22 protein-coding genes and 1 tRNA gene are annotated in these 21,522 nt (G+C 40.2%); 11 read left to right on the forward strand and 12 right to left on the reverse strand.

All coding sequences use genetic code 11. From position 1 onward, the window contains the following. Nucleotides 1-114: 114 nt before the first annotated feature. Together AN392_RS07740 and AN392_RS07745 are read left to right on the forward strand one after the other, a co-directional pair. A complete protein-coding gene (locus tag AN392_RS07740) occupies nt 115-1,428 on the forward strand; it encodes an adenylosuccinate synthase (protein WP_010391689.1) in 1,314 nt (437 codons plus the stop codon). A 123-nt stretch (nt 1,429-1,551) separates the two neighbouring features. Beyond that, nucleotides 1,552-2,190, forward strand: coding sequence for a tetratricopeptide repeat protein (locus AN392_RS07745; protein ID WP_055012385.1), 639 nt, complete (start codon nt 1,552-1,554; stop codon nt 2,188-2,190). 43 nt (nt 2,191-2,233) lie between these two features. Here AN392_RS07745 and AN392_RS07750 read toward each other — a convergent pair whose 3' ends face one another. Further along, entirely contained in the window at nt 2,234-4,093 is a 1,860-nt protein-coding gene (locus AN392_RS07750) for a sodium:proton antiporter (protein WP_010391691.1), read from the reverse strand. 864 nt (nt 4,094-4,957) lie between these two features. On the opposite strand from AN392_RS07750, the gene proB reads away from it, so the two are divergent. Both proB and AN392_RS07760 read left to right on the forward strand, forming a co-directional pair. Further along, nucleotides 4,958-6,064: a glutamate 5-kinase gene (gene proB, locus AN392_RS07755; protein WP_010391693.1), complete on the forward strand. Its 1,107-nt coding sequence runs from the start codon at nt 4,958-4,960 to the stop codon at nt 6,062-6,064. Further along, complete coding sequence (locus tag AN392_RS07760; protein WP_055012386.1) at nt 6,061-7,308, forward strand: glutamate-5-semialdehyde dehydrogenase; 1,248 nt, start codon at nt 6,061-6,063, stop codon at nt 7,306-7,308. The genes proB and AN392_RS07760 overlap by 4 nt, the downstream gene beginning before the upstream one ends. A 164-nt stretch (nt 7,309-7,472) precedes the next feature. Here the strand turns inward: AN392_RS07760 and AN392_RS07765 are convergent. Beyond that, nucleotides 7,473-7,548 (reverse strand) — tRNA-Ala (locus AN392_RS07765). A gap of 165 nt (nt 7,549-7,713) precedes the next feature. Here AN392_RS07765 and AN392_RS07770 point away from each other — a divergent pair. Further along, the gene (locus tag AN392_RS07770; protein ID WP_055012387.1) at nt 7,714-8,100 is read left to right on the forward strand and encodes a hypothetical protein; all 387 of its coding nucleotides are present in this window, start codon (nt 7,714-7,716) and stop codon (nt 8,098-8,100) included. A 1-nt stretch (nt 8,101) separates the two neighbouring features. After that, the gene (locus AN392_RS07775; RefSeq protein ID WP_055012388.1) at nt 8,102-8,602 is read left to right on the forward strand and encodes a prolyl-tRNA synthetase associated domain-containing protein; all 501 of its coding nucleotides are present in this window, start codon (nt 8,102-8,104) and stop codon (nt 8,600-8,602) included. Here AN392_RS07775 and AN392_RS07780 read toward each other — a convergent pair. After that, nucleotides 8,569-9,717, reverse strand: a complete 1,149-nt coding sequence (locus AN392_RS07780; protein ID WP_055012389.1) for an MFS transporter — start codon at nt 9,715-9,717, stop codon at nt 8,569-8,571. The two genes, AN392_RS07775 and AN392_RS07780, sit on opposite strands and share 34 nt — an antisense overlap. A gap of 194 nt (nt 9,718-9,911) precedes the next feature. Here AN392_RS07780 and AN392_RS07785 point away from each other — a divergent pair, with 194 nt between their 5' ends. The 4 genes from AN392_RS07785 (at nt 9,912) to AN392_RS07800 (ending at nt 13,054) form a co-directional block, all read left to right on the forward strand. Further along, nucleotides 9,912-10,451, forward strand: coding sequence for a DUF2058 domain-containing protein (locus tag AN392_RS07785; protein ID WP_008113474.1), 540 nt, complete (start codon nt 9,912-9,914; stop codon nt 10,449-10,451). A 174-nt stretch (nt 10,452-10,625) separates the two neighbouring features. Further along, entirely contained in the window at nt 10,626-10,949 is a 324-nt protein-coding gene (locus tag AN392_RS07790) for a c-type cytochrome (protein ID WP_036980337.1), read from the forward strand. A 134-nt stretch (nt 10,950-11,083) separates the two neighbouring features. Further along, nucleotides 11,084-11,851 carry a class II aldolase/adducin family protein gene (locus tag AN392_RS07795; protein ID WP_036980336.1) on the forward strand — a complete coding sequence of 256 codons (768 nt, stop codon included), beginning with the start codon at nt 11,084-11,086 and terminating at the stop codon, nt 11,849-11,851. A 27-nt stretch (nt 11,852-11,878) separates the two neighbouring features. After that, nucleotides 11,879-13,054, forward strand: a complete 1,176-nt coding sequence (locus AN392_RS07800; protein WP_054202652.1) for a mandelate racemase/muconate lactonizing enzyme family protein — start codon at nt 11,879-11,881, stop codon at nt 13,052-13,054. A 99-nt stretch (nt 13,055-13,153) separates the two neighbouring features. On the opposite strand, the gene AN392_RS07805 is transcribed toward AN392_RS07800, so the two are convergent. The 9 genes from AN392_RS07805 to AN392_RS07845 form a co-directional block, all read right to left on the reverse strand. Then, nucleotides 13,154-13,540, reverse strand: coding sequence for a hypothetical protein (locus AN392_RS07805; RefSeq protein WP_055012390.1), 387 nt, complete (start codon nt 13,538-13,540; stop codon nt 13,154-13,156). 3 nt (nt 13,541-13,543) lie between these two features. Next, the gene (locus AN392_RS07810) at nt 13,544-15,106 is read right to left on the reverse strand and encodes a S41 family peptidase (RefSeq protein WP_055012391.1); all 1,563 of its coding nucleotides are present in this window, start codon (nt 15,104-15,106) and stop codon (nt 13,544-13,546) included. 48 nt (nt 15,107-15,154) lie between these two features. Next, nucleotides 15,155-15,994, reverse strand: coding sequence for an amidohydrolase (locus AN392_RS07815; protein ID WP_055012392.1), 840 nt, complete (start codon nt 15,992-15,994; stop codon nt 15,155-15,157). Continuing rightward, nucleotides 15,991-16,719, reverse strand: coding sequence for an SDR family NAD(P)-dependent oxidoreductase (locus AN392_RS07820; protein WP_055012393.1), 729 nt, complete (start codon nt 16,717-16,719; stop codon nt 15,991-15,993). The genes AN392_RS07815 and AN392_RS07820 overlap by 4 nt, the downstream gene beginning before the upstream one ends. 21 nt (nt 16,720-16,740) lie before the next feature. After that, a complete protein-coding gene (locus AN392_RS07825; RefSeq protein ID WP_054202647.1) occupies nt 16,741-17,229 on the reverse strand; it encodes a peptidylprolyl isomerase in 489 nt (162 codons plus the stop codon). A 66-nt stretch (nt 17,230-17,295) separates the two neighbouring features. Then, nucleotides 17,296-18,744 carry a transglycosylase SLT domain-containing protein gene (locus tag AN392_RS07830; RefSeq protein WP_055012394.1) on the reverse strand — a complete coding sequence of 483 codons (1,449 nt, stop codon included), beginning with the start codon at nt 18,742-18,744 and terminating at the stop codon, nt 17,296-17,298. 56 nt (nt 18,745-18,800) lie between these two features. Further along, nucleotides 18,801-19,820: an MBL fold metallo-hydrolase gene (locus AN392_RS07835; RefSeq protein ID WP_055012395.1), complete on the reverse strand. Its 1,020-nt coding sequence runs from the start codon at nt 19,818-19,820 to the stop codon at nt 18,801-18,803. A gap of 55 nt (nt 19,821-19,875) precedes the next feature. Beyond that, nucleotides 19,876-20,181, reverse strand: a complete 306-nt coding sequence (locus AN392_RS07840; protein ID WP_010391716.1) for a cell division protein ZapA — start codon at nt 20,179-20,181, stop codon at nt 19,876-19,878. Then, a complete protein-coding gene (locus AN392_RS07845; protein WP_008113449.1) occupies nt 20,181-20,411 on the reverse strand; it encodes a hypothetical protein in 231 nt (76 codons plus the stop codon). Before AN392_RS07845 ends, AN392_RS07840 begins: the two co-directional genes overlap by 1 nt. A 238-nt stretch (nt 20,412-20,649) precedes the next feature. On the opposite strand from AN392_RS07845, the gene AN392_RS07850 reads away from it, so the two are divergent. Then, complete coding sequence (locus AN392_RS07850; protein ID WP_055012396.1) at nt 20,650-21,489, forward strand: 23S rRNA (adenine(2030)-N(6))-methyltransferase RlmJ; 840 nt, start codon at nt 20,650-20,652, stop codon at nt 21,487-21,489. The last annotated feature ends 33 nt before the right edge of the window (nt 21,490-21,522 follow it).

Genomic DNA, 21,522 nt, shown 5'->3' on the forward strand with positions numbered 1-21,522 from the left:
TAACGAAACACTGATGTTTACTACCCGCACGAGGAAAAAATAAGCTAAACGGGGTGAACATTGCTTTAGTTTTCTGGTAAAATCTCGTCCTAATTTTCTCTAAGTGAATTTGCAATGGGTAAAAACGTTGTTGTACTAGGCACCCAATGGGGTGACGAAGGTAAGGGTAAGGTAGTTGACCTCCTTACAGATAAAGCATCTTTAGTAGTTCGTTATCAAGGTGGTCATAACGCAGGCCATACTTTAGTGATCGACGGTGAAAAGACAGTTCTACACCTTATTCCATCGGGTGTATTACGTGACAATGTTAAATGTGTGATTGGTAATGGTGTTGTTTTATCACCAGAAGCGCTAATGAAAGAAATTGGCATGCTTGAAGAGCGTGGCGTACCTGTACGTGAACGTCTTTTAATCAGTGAAGCATGTCCGCTAATATTGCCTTTCCATGTTGCATTAGATGTAGCTCGCGAAACTGCGCGTGGCGATAAACCAATCGGTACAACGGGTCGTGGTATCGGTCCAGCGTACGAAGATAAAGTAGCACGTCGTGGTTTACGTGTTGGTGATTTATTCAATCCTGAATTATTTGCTACTAAGTTAAAAGAAGTATTGGAATACCACAACTTCACATTAGTTAACTACTACAAAGTAGACGCTGTTGACTTCCAAAAAACGTTTGATGATGCAATGGCTGTTGCTGATATTTTAAAAGCAATGGTAGTTGATGTAACTGAGCTTTTAGATCAAACGCGTAACGCCGGTGACAACATCTTATTTGAAGGTGCTCAAGGTACACTACTTGATATCGATCATGGTACTTACCCTTATGTAACATCTTCAAACACCACTGCTGGTGGCGTTGCTACAGGTGCGGGTTTTGGCCCATTACACCTTGATTATGTGCTAGGTATCATTAAAGCGTACACAACACGTGTAGGTTCAGGTCCTTTCCCTACAGAGCTTTACGACGGCCTTGATAAGCAAGACCCAGTCGGTAAGCATTTAGGTGACAAAGGTCATGAGTTTGGTGCTACTACAGGTCGTTTACGTCGTACAGGTTGGTTAGATGCAGTGGCTATGCGCCGTGCAGTCCAAATCAACAGCATTTCAGGATTTTGTTTAACTAAACTTGACGTTTTAGATGGTTTAGAAACACTTAAAATCTGTACTGGTTATAAGCTTGAAGATGGTACTGTGACTAACGTGACGCCATTAGCAGCTGAAGGTTACGATAAAGTAACGCCAGTATACGAAGAAATGCCTGGCTGGTCTGAAAATACAGTGGGTGTAACATCGCTTGAAGGCTTACCTAAAGCGGCAATTGATTACATTAAACGTATTGAAGAAATCACTGGCGTACCTGTTGATATTATTTCTACAGGTCCTGATCGTGTTGAAACGATGATACTTCGTAGCCCATTTGCATAATTGGGTTTAAGTTGAAAAAAGCTGCCATGTGCAGCTTTTTTTATGTCTGCAGAAAAGTGACGCTATTAATAGTGGAACGATCTTTGTATATTATTTGGTAAGTTTATTTTTAAAGTGGTTAATATGCGTTTATTTTCTCGTTGCTCAGTGTGGTCATTATCACTACTTACACTTTCTTTATTTAATATAAGCAATAGCTTAGCTGAAGAAAGCCCTGCAGCTGTGCCGCTGTATACTGAATCTGAGTTAATAGCTTTAATTAATGAGAACACTCATCTAGCGCGCGTAAAGGCAGATAATTGCCAGTTAGTGCAAGATATAGAAGCGCGAGCCAATAAAATGGCATTGCCATCATATCAATTCCTATACGGTGATATGCTCGCTTATAAAGTGTGTGTTGAGCGCGACGTTGCTTTAGGTGTGTATTACATGAAAAAAGCGGCTGAGCAGGGTTTAGCGGCTGCATTAGAGCAGCTAGGTCGCTACTACGACGTTGGGCAGTTGGTTCAAAAAGACAAAACCATGGCAATAACCTACTTACGTGAGGCGTCAGCGCAAGGCAACTTAAAAGCGCAATTACGATTAGTTGGTTTGTTTAATCAAGGTTATGGAAGTCCAAGAGATTTCGAAGATGCTTATCGTTGGCTGTTTAACACCACGGTAGCTGATAAAGTGACACATAAAAAAATAGAGAGAGCATTAACTAAACTTGCTGAAAAAATGCCAGCCAGTGTCGTTACCCGCGCGCGCTTACCTATGTAAAAAAGCGAGAGTGCTTTTGCCGCACTCTCGCTTTTTTTAGTTATTACTCGTCTTTTTTATTGTCTTTGACTTTGTTATTGGCAGGATCTTTTAATAGCGATATTTTAGGCGGTTGCAATGCAACTACTCGTTCACCCTCTTGTGGTGGCTTTTCCATATCACTAGTAAAAGGCCTCATTTTCACTGGAGCGTCTTCATCACTGTCTTTATCCCCTTTGAGAATAAACAGTGGAATTGCTTCAGGGTTCATTTCTAAATACTGCTGCCAGCTAAATTCTTCAGATATTCGTGTTGCACTCACTTTACCGCCTTTGGCAATAACGCTGCTTAAGCGTGCATATGCTCCGTTTTCACCAAACAGAATTTGTCGTGATAAGAACGTCGCGCTGTCTTTATTTGCTTTAGCATGTGATGAAGATGAGCGTAGTGAAAATACATTTTTTTCATTCAATAAATGAGAAAAATACTGCACCCCTAATGCGTTATGATGACGATTAGGTGAAAGCGCTAAAACACTGCGAATAGTGGTTAAAGGTAAATAGCGTTCAGCATGCTCAGATTGTGGATTACCGTAATAACAAGGCAAACCATCCATACGTGCCATTTTACAGTTTTCCCAAGCAGGATCTGATAAGTGAACGGGAATGTTTTGTTCCTTTAAACCACGAGCAATAGCACGAGATACATGGTTGGCACCAATAATTAAAATAGTATTAGGGGAGGGCTGGCGCACTCCTAGCAACTTAGCAACAGGGATAGCCGTTAAGCTTTGCAGTACCACAGTGACGATAATAACCGTGAATATCAATGGCACCATTTTCTCAGCATCGGCTACACCGGCTTCTATCATACTTAACGCAAATACAGAGCCTACGGCTGCAGCAACTATACCGCGAGGCGCAATCCAAGCCAGCACCAAGCGAGACTTCATTGGTAAATCGGTGCCAAAGGTTGAAATAGCAATACACAACGGGCGCGCAATAAATAGCACAATAGCTAAAAATATAAATACATCGCTGTCGAGCATCATTAAGTCAGATAGTTGTAATCTGGCAGCGAGTAATATAAACAAGGTTGAGATCAGAATCATCGAAAGATCTTCTTTAAACTCAAGCACCGAATCTATTTCTAGGTCATCTTGATTAGCTAACCAAATACCAAATACAGTCACGGCCAATAATCCTGACTCATGACTTAAATGGTTTGAAATCGAAAAGCTAATTAACACTAACGCTAAAATGCCAAATTTATGTAGCTCAAATGGCAACCATTCGCGGCGCATCAGTTGCGTTGTGATCCAACCCGAAACCACACCAATACTTAAACCAACCCCAACGGTTTTAACTAGTGCAATTATAGTGTGACTAAGTACTTCACCTTGGCCAACTAACATCACAGCTTCAAATACTAATACCGCAAATAAAGCGCCAATAGGGTCTATGACTATGCCTTCCCAGCGTAAAATACGGTCAATATCTTGAGTGGGTCGCATTGAGTTAAGCAGTGGCGCAATAACCGTTGGTCCGGTTACAACAAGCACAGCGCCAAGTACTGCTGCGACTCGCCAATTTAACTCTAATAACCAATAGGCACTTAAGCTAATAACGACACAGGTCATAAGCATACCAATAGAGCAGAGGTTTCTTACGACTTTACTGATCCCTTTAAGCTCCCGAAAATGCAGTGTTAAAGACCCTTCAAATAAAATCACAGCAACGCTTAAAGACACCACAGGAAAAAGTAAATCGCCTAATAAGGCATCTGGGTCTAATACGCCACTAAATGGCCCTAATAAAAGCCCAGTAAGCAACAAAAACAGAATAGCGGGTACTCTGAACGCCCAGGCGACCCATTGGGCTAGCACCGAACACAATGCAATACCGGCTATATAAATTGCTGACATAGAGTAAAAACTCCTTAATATTAATAATGTTTAAAAGTATAACTGTTACCTACCAGTAATACAGTGGGTATACACGTGTAAATTCAATTTAGCTAATAAATAATACTTATTTATTTAGTGTTAACGTCATTTTCTAAAATGTTATCAAATTTATAGTCTATATAATTCATATTTATAGTAGTCTAACCACATGATACTTAATACAAAAAACACTAGCTTTAGTAGTGTCGACCTATTCAGCTTGAATTTTAGCCTTGATCTAAGCAGCTACTTTAACGTATTATACTTCGTGTTCGAATAATTAGTTATCTAATCAAGTTTGTAGTTTAAATACTAGATTATGTTAGATATAAACATCTTAACTCTCTTACTGATTGTTTTTGCTTTGTTTTGTTATATTTGAACACACAATATCATTTACCGTACTCTTTGGTATGGTTTTGCTCAAAGTGTTTATTTGCTCAATGCAGATAAATAAAAGTTTGAGTTGAACTATTACCTTTCAATATTTAATCCCCATCGTGGCGATTAAATCTCGGTCCTTAAGTCATCACCCTATCTGTTGGTGTACCAGACTTAAGAGGCTCTATGTATGTTGTTAATAAAAAGGCCGCACACAGCTTTTTACAGCGATACATAAACAACACTTTATATTTTTTTAGTTAGTACGATCCGATTTATTTATTGGGTTAATACTATTTATTTTTTGCATCTCAATTTAAAACGCTAGTTTTAGAGACGGTGTACGTGTGTGTAAAAAGTGTGGGCAATGATAAATAAATTCGACGCTGTGTTTATAAACATGGCGACCTGGTTTCATTCATCTATGTGATGAATACAAATTAAATGGAAAGTTGAGCACTTATGCAAAAGTTAAATTGGCGACGTATCGTACTTAAAGTGGGCAGTGCCTTAATTGCACCCGATCAAGATGGCTGTCGTTCACGTTATTTATTAACCATCGCACAGTTTATTGTCCGCTGTCGCGCACGTGGAATTGAGGTTATTTTAGTTTCATCTGGTTCTGTAGCGGCTGGCTCACATTTATTTCCATCAGACCAACCTCGTTCAGTGGTAATGAAAAAAGCGATGGCTGCAGCAGGGCAAACAGAAATGATGGCCATGTGGGATCGTTTTTTTGATTTTCCATCAGCACAGCTATTATTAACTCATGGTGATTTACGTGACCGTGAGCGTTACCAGAGTATCCGTGAAACCGTATTTACATTGCTAGAACACGGCGTGCTACCTATCATTAATGAAAATGATGCAGTAACAACAGATGATTTAAAAGTGGGTGATAACGATAATTTATCAGCCATGGTTGCAGCAGCCGCTGATGCAGATGCATTAATGATTTTCTCTGATGTAGATGGCTTGTATGATAAAAACCCAAATCTGCATGACGATGCCGTATTATTGCCTGAAATAAAATCAATTGATGATTCTATTTATGCTATGGCAGGATGTGCTACCAGTGCGGTAGGTACAGGTGGTATGAAAACCAAGATTGAAGCGGCAGAGAAAGCCACTTCACATGGTATTGCAACTTACATTATTAATGGCTTTAAAGAAGAAACCTTTACTCGCTTGTTAGCCGGTGAAAACCCAGGTAGCGTATTCTTGCCTTATGAAAAACCAATGCAAGATTCTATTCACTGGATGACACATACCGCTAATGAGCAGGGGGAAGTCGTTGTTGAAGGGTCATTTGATGACTCATTAGAAGGTGAAGACGGTTGCTTACGTGGCGATGAGATCAGAGAAGTACATGGCGAGTTTGCTGTGGGCGATACTATCTTAGTTCGCAGTGAAGATGGAACGCGTTTAGCTAAAGCCACAGCAAATTACAGTAGCTGCTTGTTAAACTTTATTGCAGATAACGAGCAGAGTGAATTCAGCGAAAAAATGCAGGATTCAATTGGACCAATTATTTCAGAAAAAGATATCGCATTATTGGAGAAGTCATGAGTTTAATTACGGATATATCACGCCAGGCAGCAAAGGCTGCACATACACTTGCTTTACTCGATACCGAGACTAAAAACAAAGTGTTAACCGATATGGCAGCGGCATTAAGAGAGCAAAAAGAATTTATAATCAAAGAAAATGAAAGTGACCTAAGCGCAGCACGCGACAATAATTTAGCAGCATCAATGATTGACCGTTTAACATTGAATGATGAGCGTATTGAAGCCATGGCTGAGGGTATCGAAGTGATTGTTTCATTAGATGATCCTGTTGGCCAGTTACGTGACATTACTGAACGCCCAAATGGTATTAAAATTCGTAAAATGCGTGTACCACTTGGCGTAGTATGTATGATTTATGAAGCGCGTCCTAATGTAACGGCTGACGCAGGTGCATTGTGCTTTAAGTCAGGTAACGGTGTTATTTTACGCGGTGGTAAAGAAGCGCTGAAAAGCTCACAAGCCATTGCCAGTGTAATGCATAGCGTGCTTACAAAACATGGTCTACCAACTGCGCTAATTTCAGTGATTCCTGATCCTGACCGTGCTTTACTAATGGAATTGATGCAACAACGCGATAGCATTGACTTAATCATCCCTCGTGGTGGTGAAGGCCTAATTAACTATGTTACTGAAAACAGCACAATCCCTGTTATTCAACATTTTAAAGGCGTTTGTCATTTATATGTAGATAAAGATGCTGATTTAGAAGTAGCACTAAATTTACTGCTTAATGGTAAGACTCAGCGTACTGGTGTATGTAATGCACTTGAGGGTTTAGTGGTACACCAAGATGTAGCTGATGAGTTTTTAAATCTGTGTGCAGTTGTACTTCGTCAAGAAGGTGTAAAAATTAATGCTGACGCCAAAGCGGCTGAATATTTTGATAATGCCACTGTACTTGCTGATAACGAATTTGGTGAAGAATATTTAGATTTAGAAATTGCTATTCGTATAGTGCCAAGCTTTGATGCAGCCGTTGAGCACATTGCTCAATTTGGCTCAAATCATACCGAAGTTATCTGTACTAAAAACGATGCTGCGGCAGAGTTATTCCAACGTAGTGTGGATGCATCGGTTGTTATGGTTAATGCGTCATCACGTTTCTCTGATGGCTCACAACTAGGTTTAGGCGCCGAGATTGGTATTGCAACGACTAAGTTACATGCTTATGGCCCTATGGGGCTTGAGTCATTAACCACTGAAAAATATTTAGTGAATGGTGTTGGTCAAGTTCGCGAATAACTAACCCAACTCAATAAATTATAAAAATGCCGGGCTTTGCTCGGCATTTTTGATCTCGATTTAGCAAAATTAAACAACTAAGCAAACATAGAGATTAAAAAATACAGAGAAATTTATTTAGAATATAAAAATAAGGATATTACTTAGGGGAGAGAGTAGGAAAGTGGTGGAGCTAAGCAGGATCGAACTGCTGACCTCCTGCGTGCAAGGCAGGCGCTCTCCCAGCTGAGCTATAGCCCCACATTCCTAATTTACATGTTCTGTAAATGCTTAAGTGCTGAGTCTTAAGCGGGGTGAACTTTAAATATTTTTACGTTTTCGGTCAAGTATTTTTTCACAAATTTTTCCGTTTTAACTAATTTTTGTTAAACTCGGCCTCAATATTTACTAAAACGACAATACATAATGAAAAAATACGCTTTAGTTTTCATGATTTTTCTTTTTGGCTGTGCCAACTCGGTAGATGAGCCTCCCTATGAAATTAATAATAAACAATTTTATGACACCCTTGATGATCAAGGTAATAAGCTTTTTGCCTATGTGGTCTCTGTAAAGGCTAAGAGCCGCGAGCAAATTAATATTAATAAAAAGCTAACCCGAAGCGATGTTCAGCGTTTTGTCGAACAAGAGCATTTTGAAGAGTCGAGCGTGCTTAAGTTACAATTAGAAGATCAAGCGGTAGAGTTTCTTAATAAAGAGCTTGCACAACGTAACTATTGTGCAGATAAGCATGAAATAAACGAAGTGTTATGGCGAGATTTAAGTGTGCAATTAAGAGGGCGTTGTTTGTAGTATGTTAGCGGATAAACAAAAATTAGCGGCGGTGTTAGCCCAACTTGATATTAACTATGACGTGATTGAGCATCCAGCGTTGCATGGCAGCTTAGATGCCGACGAGCTGATGGTGAATCGCCCTGGAACACGCTTAAAAAATCTATTTTTGCGAGATAACGAAGGTAAGCGCCATTTTTTAGTGATCACCGCGCATGATAAACAACTCGATTTAAAATCGTTGTCTAAACAGCAAGGGCTATCGCGTTTAGGGTTTGCCTCTAATGAGCGCTTGGCTAAGTACTTAAAAGTTGCACCAGGTTGTGTGTCAATGCTCAGCTTAATGAACGATAAGCAACGAGATGTAACGCTTTGGCTTGATCAGGATATTTGGTTTGGCGATTTATTTCATTGCCATCCATTTGAAAACACCCAAACATGGTTATTAACTAAGCCTGATTTATTGCGTTTTTTTGATTTTACTGAACATCAGCCGCGGGTGATGTTTTTACCCTCGCGCTGAGCCCACAAAATAAGACCCAGCCCACATAAGCAAACCGCAAGAAGTGTTGCCATAAATGCGGTTTGCCCGTGTGCTTGATAAACCACCCCAGGTAATAACGATCCTAGTGCGCCACCGCTATAATAAAATGACACGTAACAACCATTAGTAACACTCGGTGGAGCGTGACTGATTTTATTAACCAATGGTGCCGCTGTTGAATGAATTACAAACATAGCGCCACAAAAGAGTGTGAATGCAATTAAAAACAACATCAGTGAATGACTCATTAATAACACAATACTGAGGTTATAAAACAGGAATACCAATGCCAATAAGCGCCAAGCTGAGGTCATTTTTTTTAATAACCACGGGGTAAAAATAGAGGCTAACGCGCCAATTAAATAACCACTATAAACTAAGCCAATGTCGCGGGTGTTATTAATTAAAAAGGTATTTTTTAAAATAAAAGGCAAGTAGTTTAATAATGCGGCAAAGCAAAAAAACATACAAAATATGGCACCATAAAGTTTAAGTACCGAGCCTTCTTTAAGTTGTTTCATATAATCTAAAGGTGATAACACCTCACTAGAGCTACTCAGGACAAAGCGTTTATGGGGGATGCTAAGCGAGAGTATTATCAACATGGCAGCAATTAAGTAATAAAAACTTTGCCATGACCACAAGTCGCTAAAGAGCGCAGCCAATACTCGGCCAAAATAACCACCGACAATAGTACTACCAATATAAAGAGTCATATTTTTTTGTAATGTATCGGCTTGATAGCTCATACCAATATAACTGGTCATTGCGGTTAAAGCGGCAGGTAAAGTCAGCCCTTGTAAAAACCGAACAAGTAACAGTAGCTCAAAACTAGGGGCATAAATAAATAATAAACAGCCGACACCGAGTAATAACATTGCGATGCGTAAAATTAATAATGGGTTTCGCTTGGCTAGAAACAACCCATACACCAAAGGGGCAATGGCTAAAGGCAGCATAGTGGCAGTCATTAAGCTGCCTGCAATGGCAGGCGCTACATTAAATTCGGTGGCAAATAAACTTAATAATGGCTGTGGTGCGTATAAGACAAAAAAAATAAAAACAGAACAAAGGAGTAAGTGAGATAAGCGCATTGACTGCCGTTAACATTGCTTATTAGTTGAGTCGCATTATATACAAAACTGCTAGGGTTTTCATAAATTAACCTTTATTGCGCTAAATCATGCTTTGTTTTCAGTAGTTTGTTAGATTAATACCAATAGCGCTGTTATTTACGCTCGTTGGTGATTAAAATAGCATTAATATTCGTTTTTAGTGGGAACACGCCATGGGGTCACTACAAGAGCAATTGCTCCAAGCTGGTTTAACAACATCACATAAAGCCAAAGTTGCTAAATCAGAAAAGCGCAAGCAACAGAAAAAGCAAAAGAAGGGAGCGACAAGCAACCCAAATGATTTGCAAAAGCATATTCAGCAAACCAAGCTTGAGCAGCAGCAAAAAGCCGAAGAGCTTAACAAAACGCGCCAAGAAGAATTAAAGCAACGTGAGCAGGTAGCCCGTGTTAAGCAAATTTTAGAGCATCACAATCAAGAGTCAATTCGTGGTGAGCGTACCTTTAACTTTACTTATGAAAATAAAGTAAAGGGCCTTGATGTGAATGAGAAAACGCAAAAGGCGCTCTCGGGCGGACGTTTAGCAATTTGTGTATTAGAAGGCCAGTTTTACGTATTAGAAGACGAGCCTGCACGCAAAGTGGCTGAGGTTGATGAAAAGTATATTGTGTTTCATGTTGAGCCTGAAAATAAAGCCAAAGATGAAGACGATCCGTACGCTGATTTTGAAGTACCAGACGATCTTATTTGGTAAGGTGTTATTAAGTATCTGCTCAGCTAAGGCAAGGTAATATTTGTTTTATGAGGGATACACGTATTTGTTCTGATTGATCGTCAAACCTTATCAAGGACGTATGCTTTTTAAAGATTTATTGACTACAATTATCACAACCGTTTTTTTTAACCGTAAAAAAGAAGAGTAAATACAATGAGCAAGATAAAAACACTTTTATTAGGCGCGGGTATTGGTTTAGCCGCAAGTTTTTCATTTTCAGCCGCCGCTGCTGATGGCGCTGCACTTTATACCGCTAAAAACTGTCAAACATGTCATGGTGCAGATGGTAAAGCACCTATCATGGCGATGTACCCTAAGCTAAATGGTCAAAACAAAGAGTATTTAGTAGCGCAAATGAAAGACATTAAGTCAGGCGCTCGTAACAACGGTATGTCTATGGCAATGAAAGCAATGGTTGCGACTGTGACTGATGAAGAGTTTGAAGCGATTGCCGATTACCTATCAAAAGTACAATAATCGCTAACGAAACCTTAAAAGAGCCACACCTTTGTGTGGCTTTTTTATTTGGTGATTGCCATCATGCGAATACTCATTTAGACTTCTAAACATCTACTATTACTAGCGTTATGCTGTGTTTTAAAAGGCTTGTTATGTTTGATTTACCCCAGCTCGATTTAAAAAATAAAGTATCAGAACAAGAGTGGCAACTACGTGTTGATTTAGCCGCATGTTATCGATTAGTTGACCATTTTCGTTGGGGGGATTTAATCTATACGCACCTTTCTGCTCGCCTACCGGGTACGGATCATTATTTAGTAAACGCGTTCGGTTTAACGTTTGATGAGATCACTGCATCTAACTTAGTTAAAGTTGATTTAAATGGCCGCATTATTGACGACACTCCATTTGATATTAACCCTGCGGGGTTCACCATTCACAGTGCCATTCATGAAGTACGCGAGGATGCCCATTGCGTCATACACCTACACACTAAAGAAACCATTGCAGTTGCAACACAAAAAGAAGGGCTGTTACCGTTAAGTCAGTATTCGATGTTTTCATTACCCTCTCTGTCATACCATGGTTATGAAGGCCTAGCGGTGAATGATGATGAGCGTAAACGCCTGCAAACAGATTTAGGTAGCACCAACCATATGCTATTGGTGAATCATGGCGGCTTAACGGTAGGGCCAACAGTAGGTGATGCGTTTATGCGCTTTTATGACCTTCAACGTGCCTGTGAAATACAGTTAGCTATTCAATCAAGTGCACAAGAAGCGATTGCAGTACCACAAGCTATTATTGATAACATTTATAATCAAGCGAACGTTGTTCACAGCGGCAGTACTGGGGGGCAGCTAGCATGGCCTGCCATGTTACGAAAAGCGTATCGTCTTGACCCAAGTTTTGCAAAATAACCGATAAAGGTTAATAAGGAATTTTTTATGAAAGTAAATCGCGTTGAAGTCTTTGACATTCATTGTCCTGAGCGTCCTGCATGGACGCCGGTATTTGTTCGCATTCATACCGATGAAGGGATTAGCGGTGTAGGTGAAGCCGGTCTTGCTTATGACTTAGGTCACAGCGCTGCCGCTGCGATGATCAAAGAAATGGCCGATGCCTTTTTAATTGGCCATGACCCGTTTCAAACTGAAAAACTATGGTCACGTATGTTGCGTGAAAGCTTTTGGGGTTTAGGTGGTGGGCCGGTAGTTTATGCTGCAATGAGTGCGATTGATACTGCGCTTTGGGATATAAAGGGTAAAGCATTGGGTTTACCTGTGTATCAGTTGCTTGGTGGTAAAGTTAACGACAAACTACGTACTTATGCATCGCAGTTACAGTTTGACTGGGACAGTGAGTTTAAAGCGCTGGTACAGCCACAAGAATATGCCGAAGCGGCACTAAAAGCAGTAGCGGAAGGTTACGATGCGGTAAAGGTTGACCCAATTCAATACGATAAAGACGGCAACACCTATTACGATCGCACAAATATTATTTCTCGCCCAGAAATGAAACTATACCGCGCTCGTATGCAGGCTATTCGTGAAGCAGTAGGTGACGAAGTCGACATTATTTTTGAATGCCACAGTTTACCTGGTGCGACATCAGCAATTCAAATTGGTGAGATTGCAGAAGAATTTGATTGTATGTATTTTGAAGAGCCGGTGAATTATTTAAACCACTCATTACATGCCAAAGTGGCTGATAAAGTGGCTGTGCCTATTGCAGGCGGCGAGCGCTTATATAACCGTTGGGGCGTGCGTCCATATTTAGAAGATCAAAGCATTGATGTACTACAGCCAGATATTGGTTTATGTGGTGGCTTTACTGAAACTAAAAAAGTATGTGATTACGCAGATATTTTTGACGTGCGTATTCAGGCACACGTGTGTGGTGGGCCGGTTGCAACCGCGGCAGCATTACATTTAGAAACAGCAATCCCTAACTTTTTAATTCATGAACATCATACTTATGCGATTAAAAAGTGGAACAGAGAGCTGTGCTTACAAGATCCACAACCTAAAAATGGCTTTTTTGAAGTATCAGAAGAACCAGGTCTTGGGATTGAGCTTAACGATGAAATTGTAATGCGTTCACAACGTGTAGAAATAAAATAAATAACCTGAACTCTGGTTGAGATGGATTTATTATCCAGAGTTCAGGTTAAATAGCTCTATTTAAGAATAGCCGGTAAGTGATTCACTGACCGGCTTTTTTTATCGCTGTGGATTTATTTTACAAAGTACCTGTTTTAGTTCGATGGTTGCTTTGCTATCAAGATGGCGAACAAAACAGCGCTCTCCCTTAATCATCAGTTCAAACTGATCCGGCATATTAAGCTGCTTGCCCATAATCGGATTTCCCTGAGGGTCTTTGTGATTAAGTTGCTCAAGTGTAACTGTGCTTGAGGTTACAAAAACGTCGTCGGTTAATTGAACCTGTGAGCTATGTAGCAGTTGCGTAATCGCATCAGCTACTTTAGCGCTATTCGGCTCAATTAGTAACGCATGCTGTAGCTTAGGTGTCGGTTCTGAGCTTTGCGCTAAGCAACCCGTTAACCCTAATGTCGCTGCAATCATGCTTATTGCTAATAATATGTTCATTGCTTATCTCATGTTATCACTAAGAATAATATTTTGTTCTAGCATGGTTTGAACTCGCATATCTTTTACTTCTGGCATATCGGTGGCGATAGTGGGCGCAAAACCAAGAACACTATTTATTGAGCTTGGGGCAGGGCAACTGCCGTTTTCTCTATAGCTCAGTGCTGTACTTAATAAGCTTTCACTAGCATCACCTAAACGCTTAGTAAAATCATCGGCAACAGCACACCCAGCAATGCGAACCGGTTGGCGTGCGTCATCAATGGTATTTTGTGGTGCAAAGCCATCTGAATATTCACCAAAACCTTTGTTATTTTCGCCAGTAAATTGAATAGTAAAATAAGTGGTGTCGCAGTTGTCGGTAGGGTAAAAGCCATACGGTTTACCGCAGGTGCCTGCGCCTATCTGAATAATTTCAACATCTGCTCCGCGCAGCCCGTTAATTATAGCCTCACTAGCCGAGCAGGTACTGCTGGTGGTAAGTACAAATACCCGTTCTAAGTTTAAAGTGGGTAACGGCGTACCTGCTACAATTGCAGGATTGTTTTCAAAGCCGACAAAACGATTTGTAAAAGGCATCGGCGTCAGTGTTTGGCCTGTGACGGGGTTGGTATTGGGGTATTTATCATTAAATATGGTCCGTTCAAATATTTTGCCTTGCGTGTTACTGCCCCCCACCATGTAGCCTACTTGGCTAGCCATTTGTAATAACCCACCTCCGTTATAGCGCACATCAATGACTAAATCTTTAATGCTACTGGCAGCGAGTTGGTTAAAGGCGTTGTAAAGCTGGGTTTCGGCTATGGCGTTGTGGCTATTAAATTGAAAATAACCAACATCACCTGCGGCTAAATCGGTACGAACATTCATTACTGATTGCGATTCGATGTTTTGAGACGTGAGCGTCACTATGCGGTTTTCATTAGTGCTGATATCCCTAAATACAAATTCGGTAACTTTACCGGTTTGCTCGGGGAATAAACCTGCATTAATAATACCTACCTCGCTCGATGAGGTGGTGTTAATAAAATCAACGCCATCAACTTCTAAAAGCTCAAAACCACGAATAATATTTTGATTACTAGCTGGGGTATTTGGTTCGGTGTAGCTAACAACTGCTTGGCGTGGCGCGCTACCTGCAATTATTTTTATATTAAAGCCATAACCAAAGCTTAGGCCGGATTGATTTTGTCTTTGCCACTCATCGGTCGGCAAACTAAAGTGAAAGTTATCTTTTTTCGCACCTGACTCAGTCAGTTGCTCCGTTTTTAAAGTATTAAAGTAATCAATAACCCCTGACGTTAATGCAGGGTTGGTATCAATAATTTCGTCATACCATAGGTAGGTTTCGTTACTCCAAGAGCGTAGCCAGTTTTTTTCATTAATTGCTTGGCATTGACCTTTAAATTGCCCTGAACTGGCAAATACACCTGAGGTCCAGCCGCTATTATCAGTTGTTGGGTTGGTCGCATTGTCGCTACCTCCACCACCACAACCTGTTAATAAAGCGGCTAGTGAAAAAGGGAGTAATGTGTATTTAAGAGAAGATGAATTAAAAATGGCCATACGCATGCTCGTTTTTTAAACTGTTGAGCTAAATATAGCGGTTTTCATTTAGAGTTGATAGAGGCTTGCAGCATTTTTGTAACTCAAATATTGCCATGTAAGATCGTCGCTACACAGGCTGCGATAATGTTGCCATAACTCGTTGTAGTTAATATTAATTTGGCACACGGGGAAGTTGCTAGCAAACATCACTCTTTGCATACCAAAATGCTTTAAAATATGTTTAAAACATTGGTTTTTCTGCTCGCTATTAAGCATGAGTAATTCAAAACCTGAAAACTTAATCGCAACATTAGGCTGTTTTGCAAGTAGTTCAATTGCAGTTGCCCAGTTAGCAAGGTTGTGTGCAAGCCCTGCGTGATTAATGATTATTTGTAAACCACTAACTTGGTTGGCATAAGAAATGAGCCGCTCAGTGATGTTGAGGTTTTCTACTTCAAATTGGGCTTCAAAATGCAGCTTTAATTGGCTCAAGTGCCGCAGGTTATCGAGACAATGAGGGCTCAATAAGCGCTCGGCATCATGACCTTCAGTGATATCTCTAATGCCTACAAGAGAGTGATGATCTAGCTGCTGAAGTGCTAGTTTAAATGCGTTATTTGACTGGTTAATTGTTGCAAAGCTAATTGCTTTATAAGGTATAGTTTTAATATGTTTGGCTAACCAGTTTAATTCTTTAACTGGCTGGTTATTATCAAACCCAGCTTCTATGTGCACTAAACCTGCGAGTTCAAAGTTAGTACTTTTGATCAGTTCAGCAACGCTGATGGGCTGCTTTATTTTATCTAAGTTAGACCAAGCTGGTGGGTTCGCACCTTGTAGCCAAGTGTATTGACCCTCCAGCAAATTAAAAAAGTGCAGATGCGGGTCAATAATTTTAGTGCTCATTGTGCTGTGTAGCCGCCATCAATACGTTGTAAGCTACCAGTAATAAAGCTGGCATCTGCACTTACTAAAAAGCTTACCAGTGCAGCAACTTCATCGGCTTGACCTAAACGGTTGAGCGGTTGTAAGGCGGCTTCTTCTGCAACAATATCGGCTTTGTTAGCACCACTTCTTTTACAATATGCATCAATTGCATTATGAAATAACGGCGTTTCTATGGTGCCAGGGCACACTGCATTAGCGCGAATATTAAAGCTTGCGTAATCCAAGGCGGTGGTTTTAGCCATTGAAGCCAATGCGTGCTTAGTTAAGTTATAAGCAAATGAGTTTTGTTTGCCTATAATGGCCTGATCTGAGGCAATTAACACAATAGCGCCATCTTGCTGTGCTTTCATAGTTGGTAATACGCTTTGTATAGCCGCGTACGCACCTTTAACATTCAGTGCCATTAACGCATCGAATGTCGCTTCATCGGTTTGCTCAATTGTGGCACTTAGGTGCTTGCCAGCATTTGAAACAAGTACATCAATGCGTTGTGTTTTTTCAATAATAGCTTGTATGCACTGGCGTACGGCGGTTACATTACTAACATCACATTGATGAAAAACACCACTCTCACTTGGCTCAATATCTAAGTTATGAACCTGATAGCCGTTAGCTAATAATCGCTGTACTACAGCAAAACCAATGCCTTTAGAGCCACCGGTTACTATTGCAACTTTTGACATACTTGCTCCTTTAATTAGCAATTAATGTGCGTGACCGCAACCACCTTCAGCATGAACGTGGCCATGAGAGATTTCTTCGCTTGTTGCTTCACGAACTGATACAACCTCAACATCAAAGGTCAGCGTTTTACCAGCAAATGGGTGGTTTAAATCACAATCAGCATTAAAGCGGCCCACTTTTACGATAGTCACTTGATGGCGACCCTGATTTGATTGCACCATTGCAGTCATACCTGGCTTCCACACTTTTACATCGCCTTGTAAATGCTTAAGCGGAATGCGCTGAATTAAATCATCAACACGCTCGCCGTATGATTCACTTGGAGATAACGTTACGCTAAATTTATCACCAGCAGTTTTACCTTCAAGTGCGGTTTCTAAACCGGGTAGCATGCCTTCGCTGCCGTGAATGTAACTTAATGGCGCGTCGTTAAGGCTACTTTCTATTTGTTCACCGGCTTCGCTAAGGGTGTAATGAAATTCAACGGCCGAATTTTTACTGATTTGCATGCATGTCTCTTTAAGATTTAAATAAATTAAAAAGCAATTTTACGCGAAATACTGCGCTTTAGAAACTTAACGGGGATGATTTAATGTATTTTGTAAGTCGAGTAACAGATCTTTTTTAGCCGGTGTGGTTTTAGGTGTCGCAGCTTGGGGTATAAATAAAACTAACTGAGTCCCAGGCTTTAATACACTAGATGCTGATAACTTATTCCAACGTGCTAAATCGCTATGAGCAACGCCATACAACTGACTTATATTCCACAGGTTATCACCGGGCTTAACGTGGTAATCTACCTCGATGGTTGGAATGACGGGCTCTTTTTGTTCCAAGTAAGGGCTTATTTTATAGTTAATAGTGAGCGATTCAGGTAACGTTTGAGGCTCTCCTAAAATAAGCTTTTCGCCAACACCAATAAAGTTATTTTGCTTATTATTGAGCTGTTTTAGTGCCTTTAAAGGCAAGCCAAAATGCCTAGCAATACCGTATAGTGTGTCATTTTTTTTGACTATGTATTCGCCTGCAAAATTGGCTTTAAAAAAACGGTTTTTTAGTAAAGCTTGTTGCTCAATAGGAAGCAACAAAGTATGTGGGCCATGGGGGGAACTTTGGTTTTTTAAATAACCTCGATTAAGAGCATGTAGCTGTTTTACACCCATACCAGAGAGCTTGGCCATAATTGAAAAGTCGAACTGTTTTGCCACATTTAACGAGGTGGTCAGTGCTTTATAAGGAAGCTTTGGGCGTTTAAATTTTGCCTTAGGGTGTTTTACTAAATAGCTTAATGCTAATAGTTTTGGTACATAGTCAGCGGTTTCTTTTGGTAGGGTTAGTGCCCAAAAGTCAGTTGACTTCCCTCGTTTTTGATTGCGTTTTATAGCACGTTTAACTCTGCCTTCACCGGTGTTATAGGCTGCAAGTGCATGCAACCAATTACCATCAAAACGTTTATGTAAATAGCTTAAGTAATCTAGTGCTGCATCGGTTGAGGCCAGTACATCTTGGCGTCCGTCGTACCATTGATCTGATTTAACCCCAAAATGATGTGCAGTTGCTGCAACCAGTTGCCACACACCCACAGCGTGCTCACTTGAGCGGGCGGTAGGCCTAAAGCCACTTTCTACAAATGGCAGTAATGCCAGTTCCATGGGGAGTTGCTTTTGCTCTACTTTTTTTACTATATGGTATAAAAAAGGCTCTGCACGGCGAGACACTATATTTAAATAATTCGGTTGTTTTAAATACCAGTTAATGCGTTTCTTTAACGCCTGATTTTGCTCAACCGGTAAATGTAAGTTATCAGCAATATGTGCCCATAAGTCAGTTGGTTGAGTTACTTTTAGGGCTTTAGGTATTGTTTTTATATTAATTATTTTTTTGGTGTTTGTAGAGGTCGGCGTGTTTGATTGTGCGGTTTTTTGCTCTACAGGTGCAGGGACTACAGGCGCAATGATCTCTGGCTGTGTGGTTTTACAGCTACATAGCAATATAATGGCAAAGCATAAGATCAGGTGACGCATTTTGTTCCTTTTTAAAAAATATATTTCCATATTTTAACACAATCCATTGTGTTCAGTTATTGACTGTTTTTAGCGCGAAGTAATCCCGATTGCAAAAATAAGTTACTTGATTTTATATCAAGTGGTTCTTGTTGGTAAGGTTTTAGTACTTCACTTGGGAATTTTTTTTGTAATTGCTCAAAACTGGCTTCAGGGTTGTTTTTAACCTGCTCCGTAATTGCTTCTAAAAACGTGAGTGACTGTTTTAATTTAACTTTATCGACTAAATTGCCATGGCCAGGAACAAAAAGTGACAGCGAATTATTATTTATATATTTTTTTAATAAACTTTGCCATTGTTTAAGCTCGCCATGCCCAGGGTAGGGAAGCCAGTCAATGATATCACCACCTATTAAGGTTTTACCCTTGTCGGCAAGTAGTGTTAGATCGCCATTAGTATGTGCCTGATGCGGGTTGATAGTTAATACATAATTTCCTAAATCTAATGTTTTAGGCTCACTAATACTCATTTTTGGTGGTGTTAGTTGATAATTCTGCCAGCGAAATAAGCGTGTTTTAGCGCGAGTGAGCTTTTCTCGCCATTGAGCTTGCTCTGCATCGGGTAAGGTGGCTAATCGCTGATAGCTCAGCTCAATGCTTTTCTCGAACCCCTCTAGCTTATCTGTTAATGCTTGCTGATAACGCGAAAAGTCGTTAGCGACTTGTTGGTGAGAAATCAGTTTTGCGTCTGGGAAGTAATGCTGCATAACCGCCATACCCAGCAAGTGATCGTCATGAAAATGAGTGGTAACTAAGTAACATAAAGGCGTCTTTAGCTGTTGTTTTAGTTCGGTAACCAGTTGTTCTACTGCTGCAAAGTTACCACTGGCATCTACCAGTAAGGCACACTCACTGCCCTGAATTAACACTTGATTAGAGTCGTAAAAACGTAACCTATCTGGCTGCTTGATAAATTGAATATTAGCCGATAACGATTGCCACTCAACTGCTGCATTGCTTTTTGTATGTATAAATAGACAGATTAAAGGCAGTAAGCACTTACCTATTTTTTGAGCTTTAGTTAAAAGTGGTTGCATCTTTTTCTCTAGCTATATTTTGACGGTAAAAACAATAAAAGCGCAAAATGCGCTTTTATTTAGTGTGTTCAGAGTTTGAGCTTAAGTATTGACTTAACTTATCAATCAATTGATCTTGATGCTCAAGCTCAACTGATTTTTGAGTTTTTGCTTCAAGCAATTCGTGGCTTAAATTCAAAGCAGCCATAAGTAATGCTTTTTGATCGTTTCTGACAGTTGAACGTTGTTTCATTTGTTCAACTAAATCATTCAGATTTTTGGCGGCCGCTTTTAGTGCCTCTTCTTGCCCAGCCGGACAAGCAAATTGCTGCTCTTTACCAAGCAATTCAACAGTGACTCGCTGGTTTTGCAGCTCAGACATTAGCTTGCCTGTTGTGCGCTTTGTAATTTATCTAATAATGACGACAAGGTGGTGCTTGCATCTTTTTGTTTTTCTTCATTTTCAAGGGCTTCTAACTGTAATAACTCATTTTCATCAAGCAGTTTACTGTTTTGCTCTTTAAGCTCTGTAATATCAGTTTGCAACTGATTATTACGGGTAATTAGTTGGTCGATCAGTTGTTCGAGTTGTTGAAGAGTATTGTTGTTCATAAATGCGCTCATATAACTGTAATTAATGTCATGCAAATGTAAAGCAAAGTGTGTTTATTTGCCAGCATTTACGCTGGTTTTAGGTGATTTTTATTCTATGTTAAGGGATAATTCATGCTATTGGCTTTTTCATTCAGAAATGGTTCACGTAAACACCCGCTTTTGCTGTGACGATTGCCAAAGTAGTGTGCTTTATGGTTCACTAATTTTATTAAACAGCGTATGGCGAAAATAAATAATGCTTAGTTACAGACACTCCTTTCATGCGGGTAACCCTGCCGATGTACTTAAACATTTAGTGTTAGCGCAAGTGCTGGGTTATCAAACAATAAAAGATAAGCCGCTTGACTATATCGATACGCATTCGGGTGCTGGTTTTTTTGAGCTGGCAGCACCAGACGCGCAAAAAACCCAAGAGTACCAAGATGGCATAGAAAAACTTTGGCAACATACCAGTCAGCACGGTGCCTTAAACGACTACATTGAATTAATAAAATCGTTTAATGAAAGTTCGTCTCTGGCTTTTTACCCAGGTTCACCAAAAATCGCCGAACACTTTTTACGCCGCCAAGATAAGGGCTGGTTTTTTGAGTTGCATCCGCGAGATTTGGTATTACTTGAAGAAAACATGCAAGGTAAGCGCTCTATTCGAGTGCGCGGCGAAAATGGGTTTGCGGGCTTAATTGGTTTATTACCGCCAGCCTCGCGCAGAGCCTGTGTGTTAATAGACCCACCTTATGAAATAAAAGACGATTACAATACGGTAGTACAAACCATTGTCAAAGCCCACCAACGCTTTGCGACGGGTACATATATGATCTGGTATCCGGTTGTGGACAGAGAACGTATTGATAATATGGAGCAGGGTTTAATTGACGCGGGAATTAAAAATATTCAATTATTTGAATTAGGTACCGAAGCAGATACAGAAGTACATGGTATGACCGCCTCTGGAATGATAGTGATAAATCCACCATGGAAGCTGAAACAAACTATGGATGACGTGTTACCTGAACTAGTAAGCTTGTTGAGTAAGCCTAGTGGTTTTTACCGTAGCGAGCAGTTAGTCGCCGAATAAAAATAAATAAGCCCAGTTTAACTGGGCTTATTT

The organism is Pseudoalteromonas sp. P1-16-1b (assembly GCF_001401785.1).
GTDB lineage: Bacteria > Pseudomonadota > Gammaproteobacteria > Enterobacterales > Alteromonadaceae > Pseudoalteromonas > Pseudoalteromonas undina.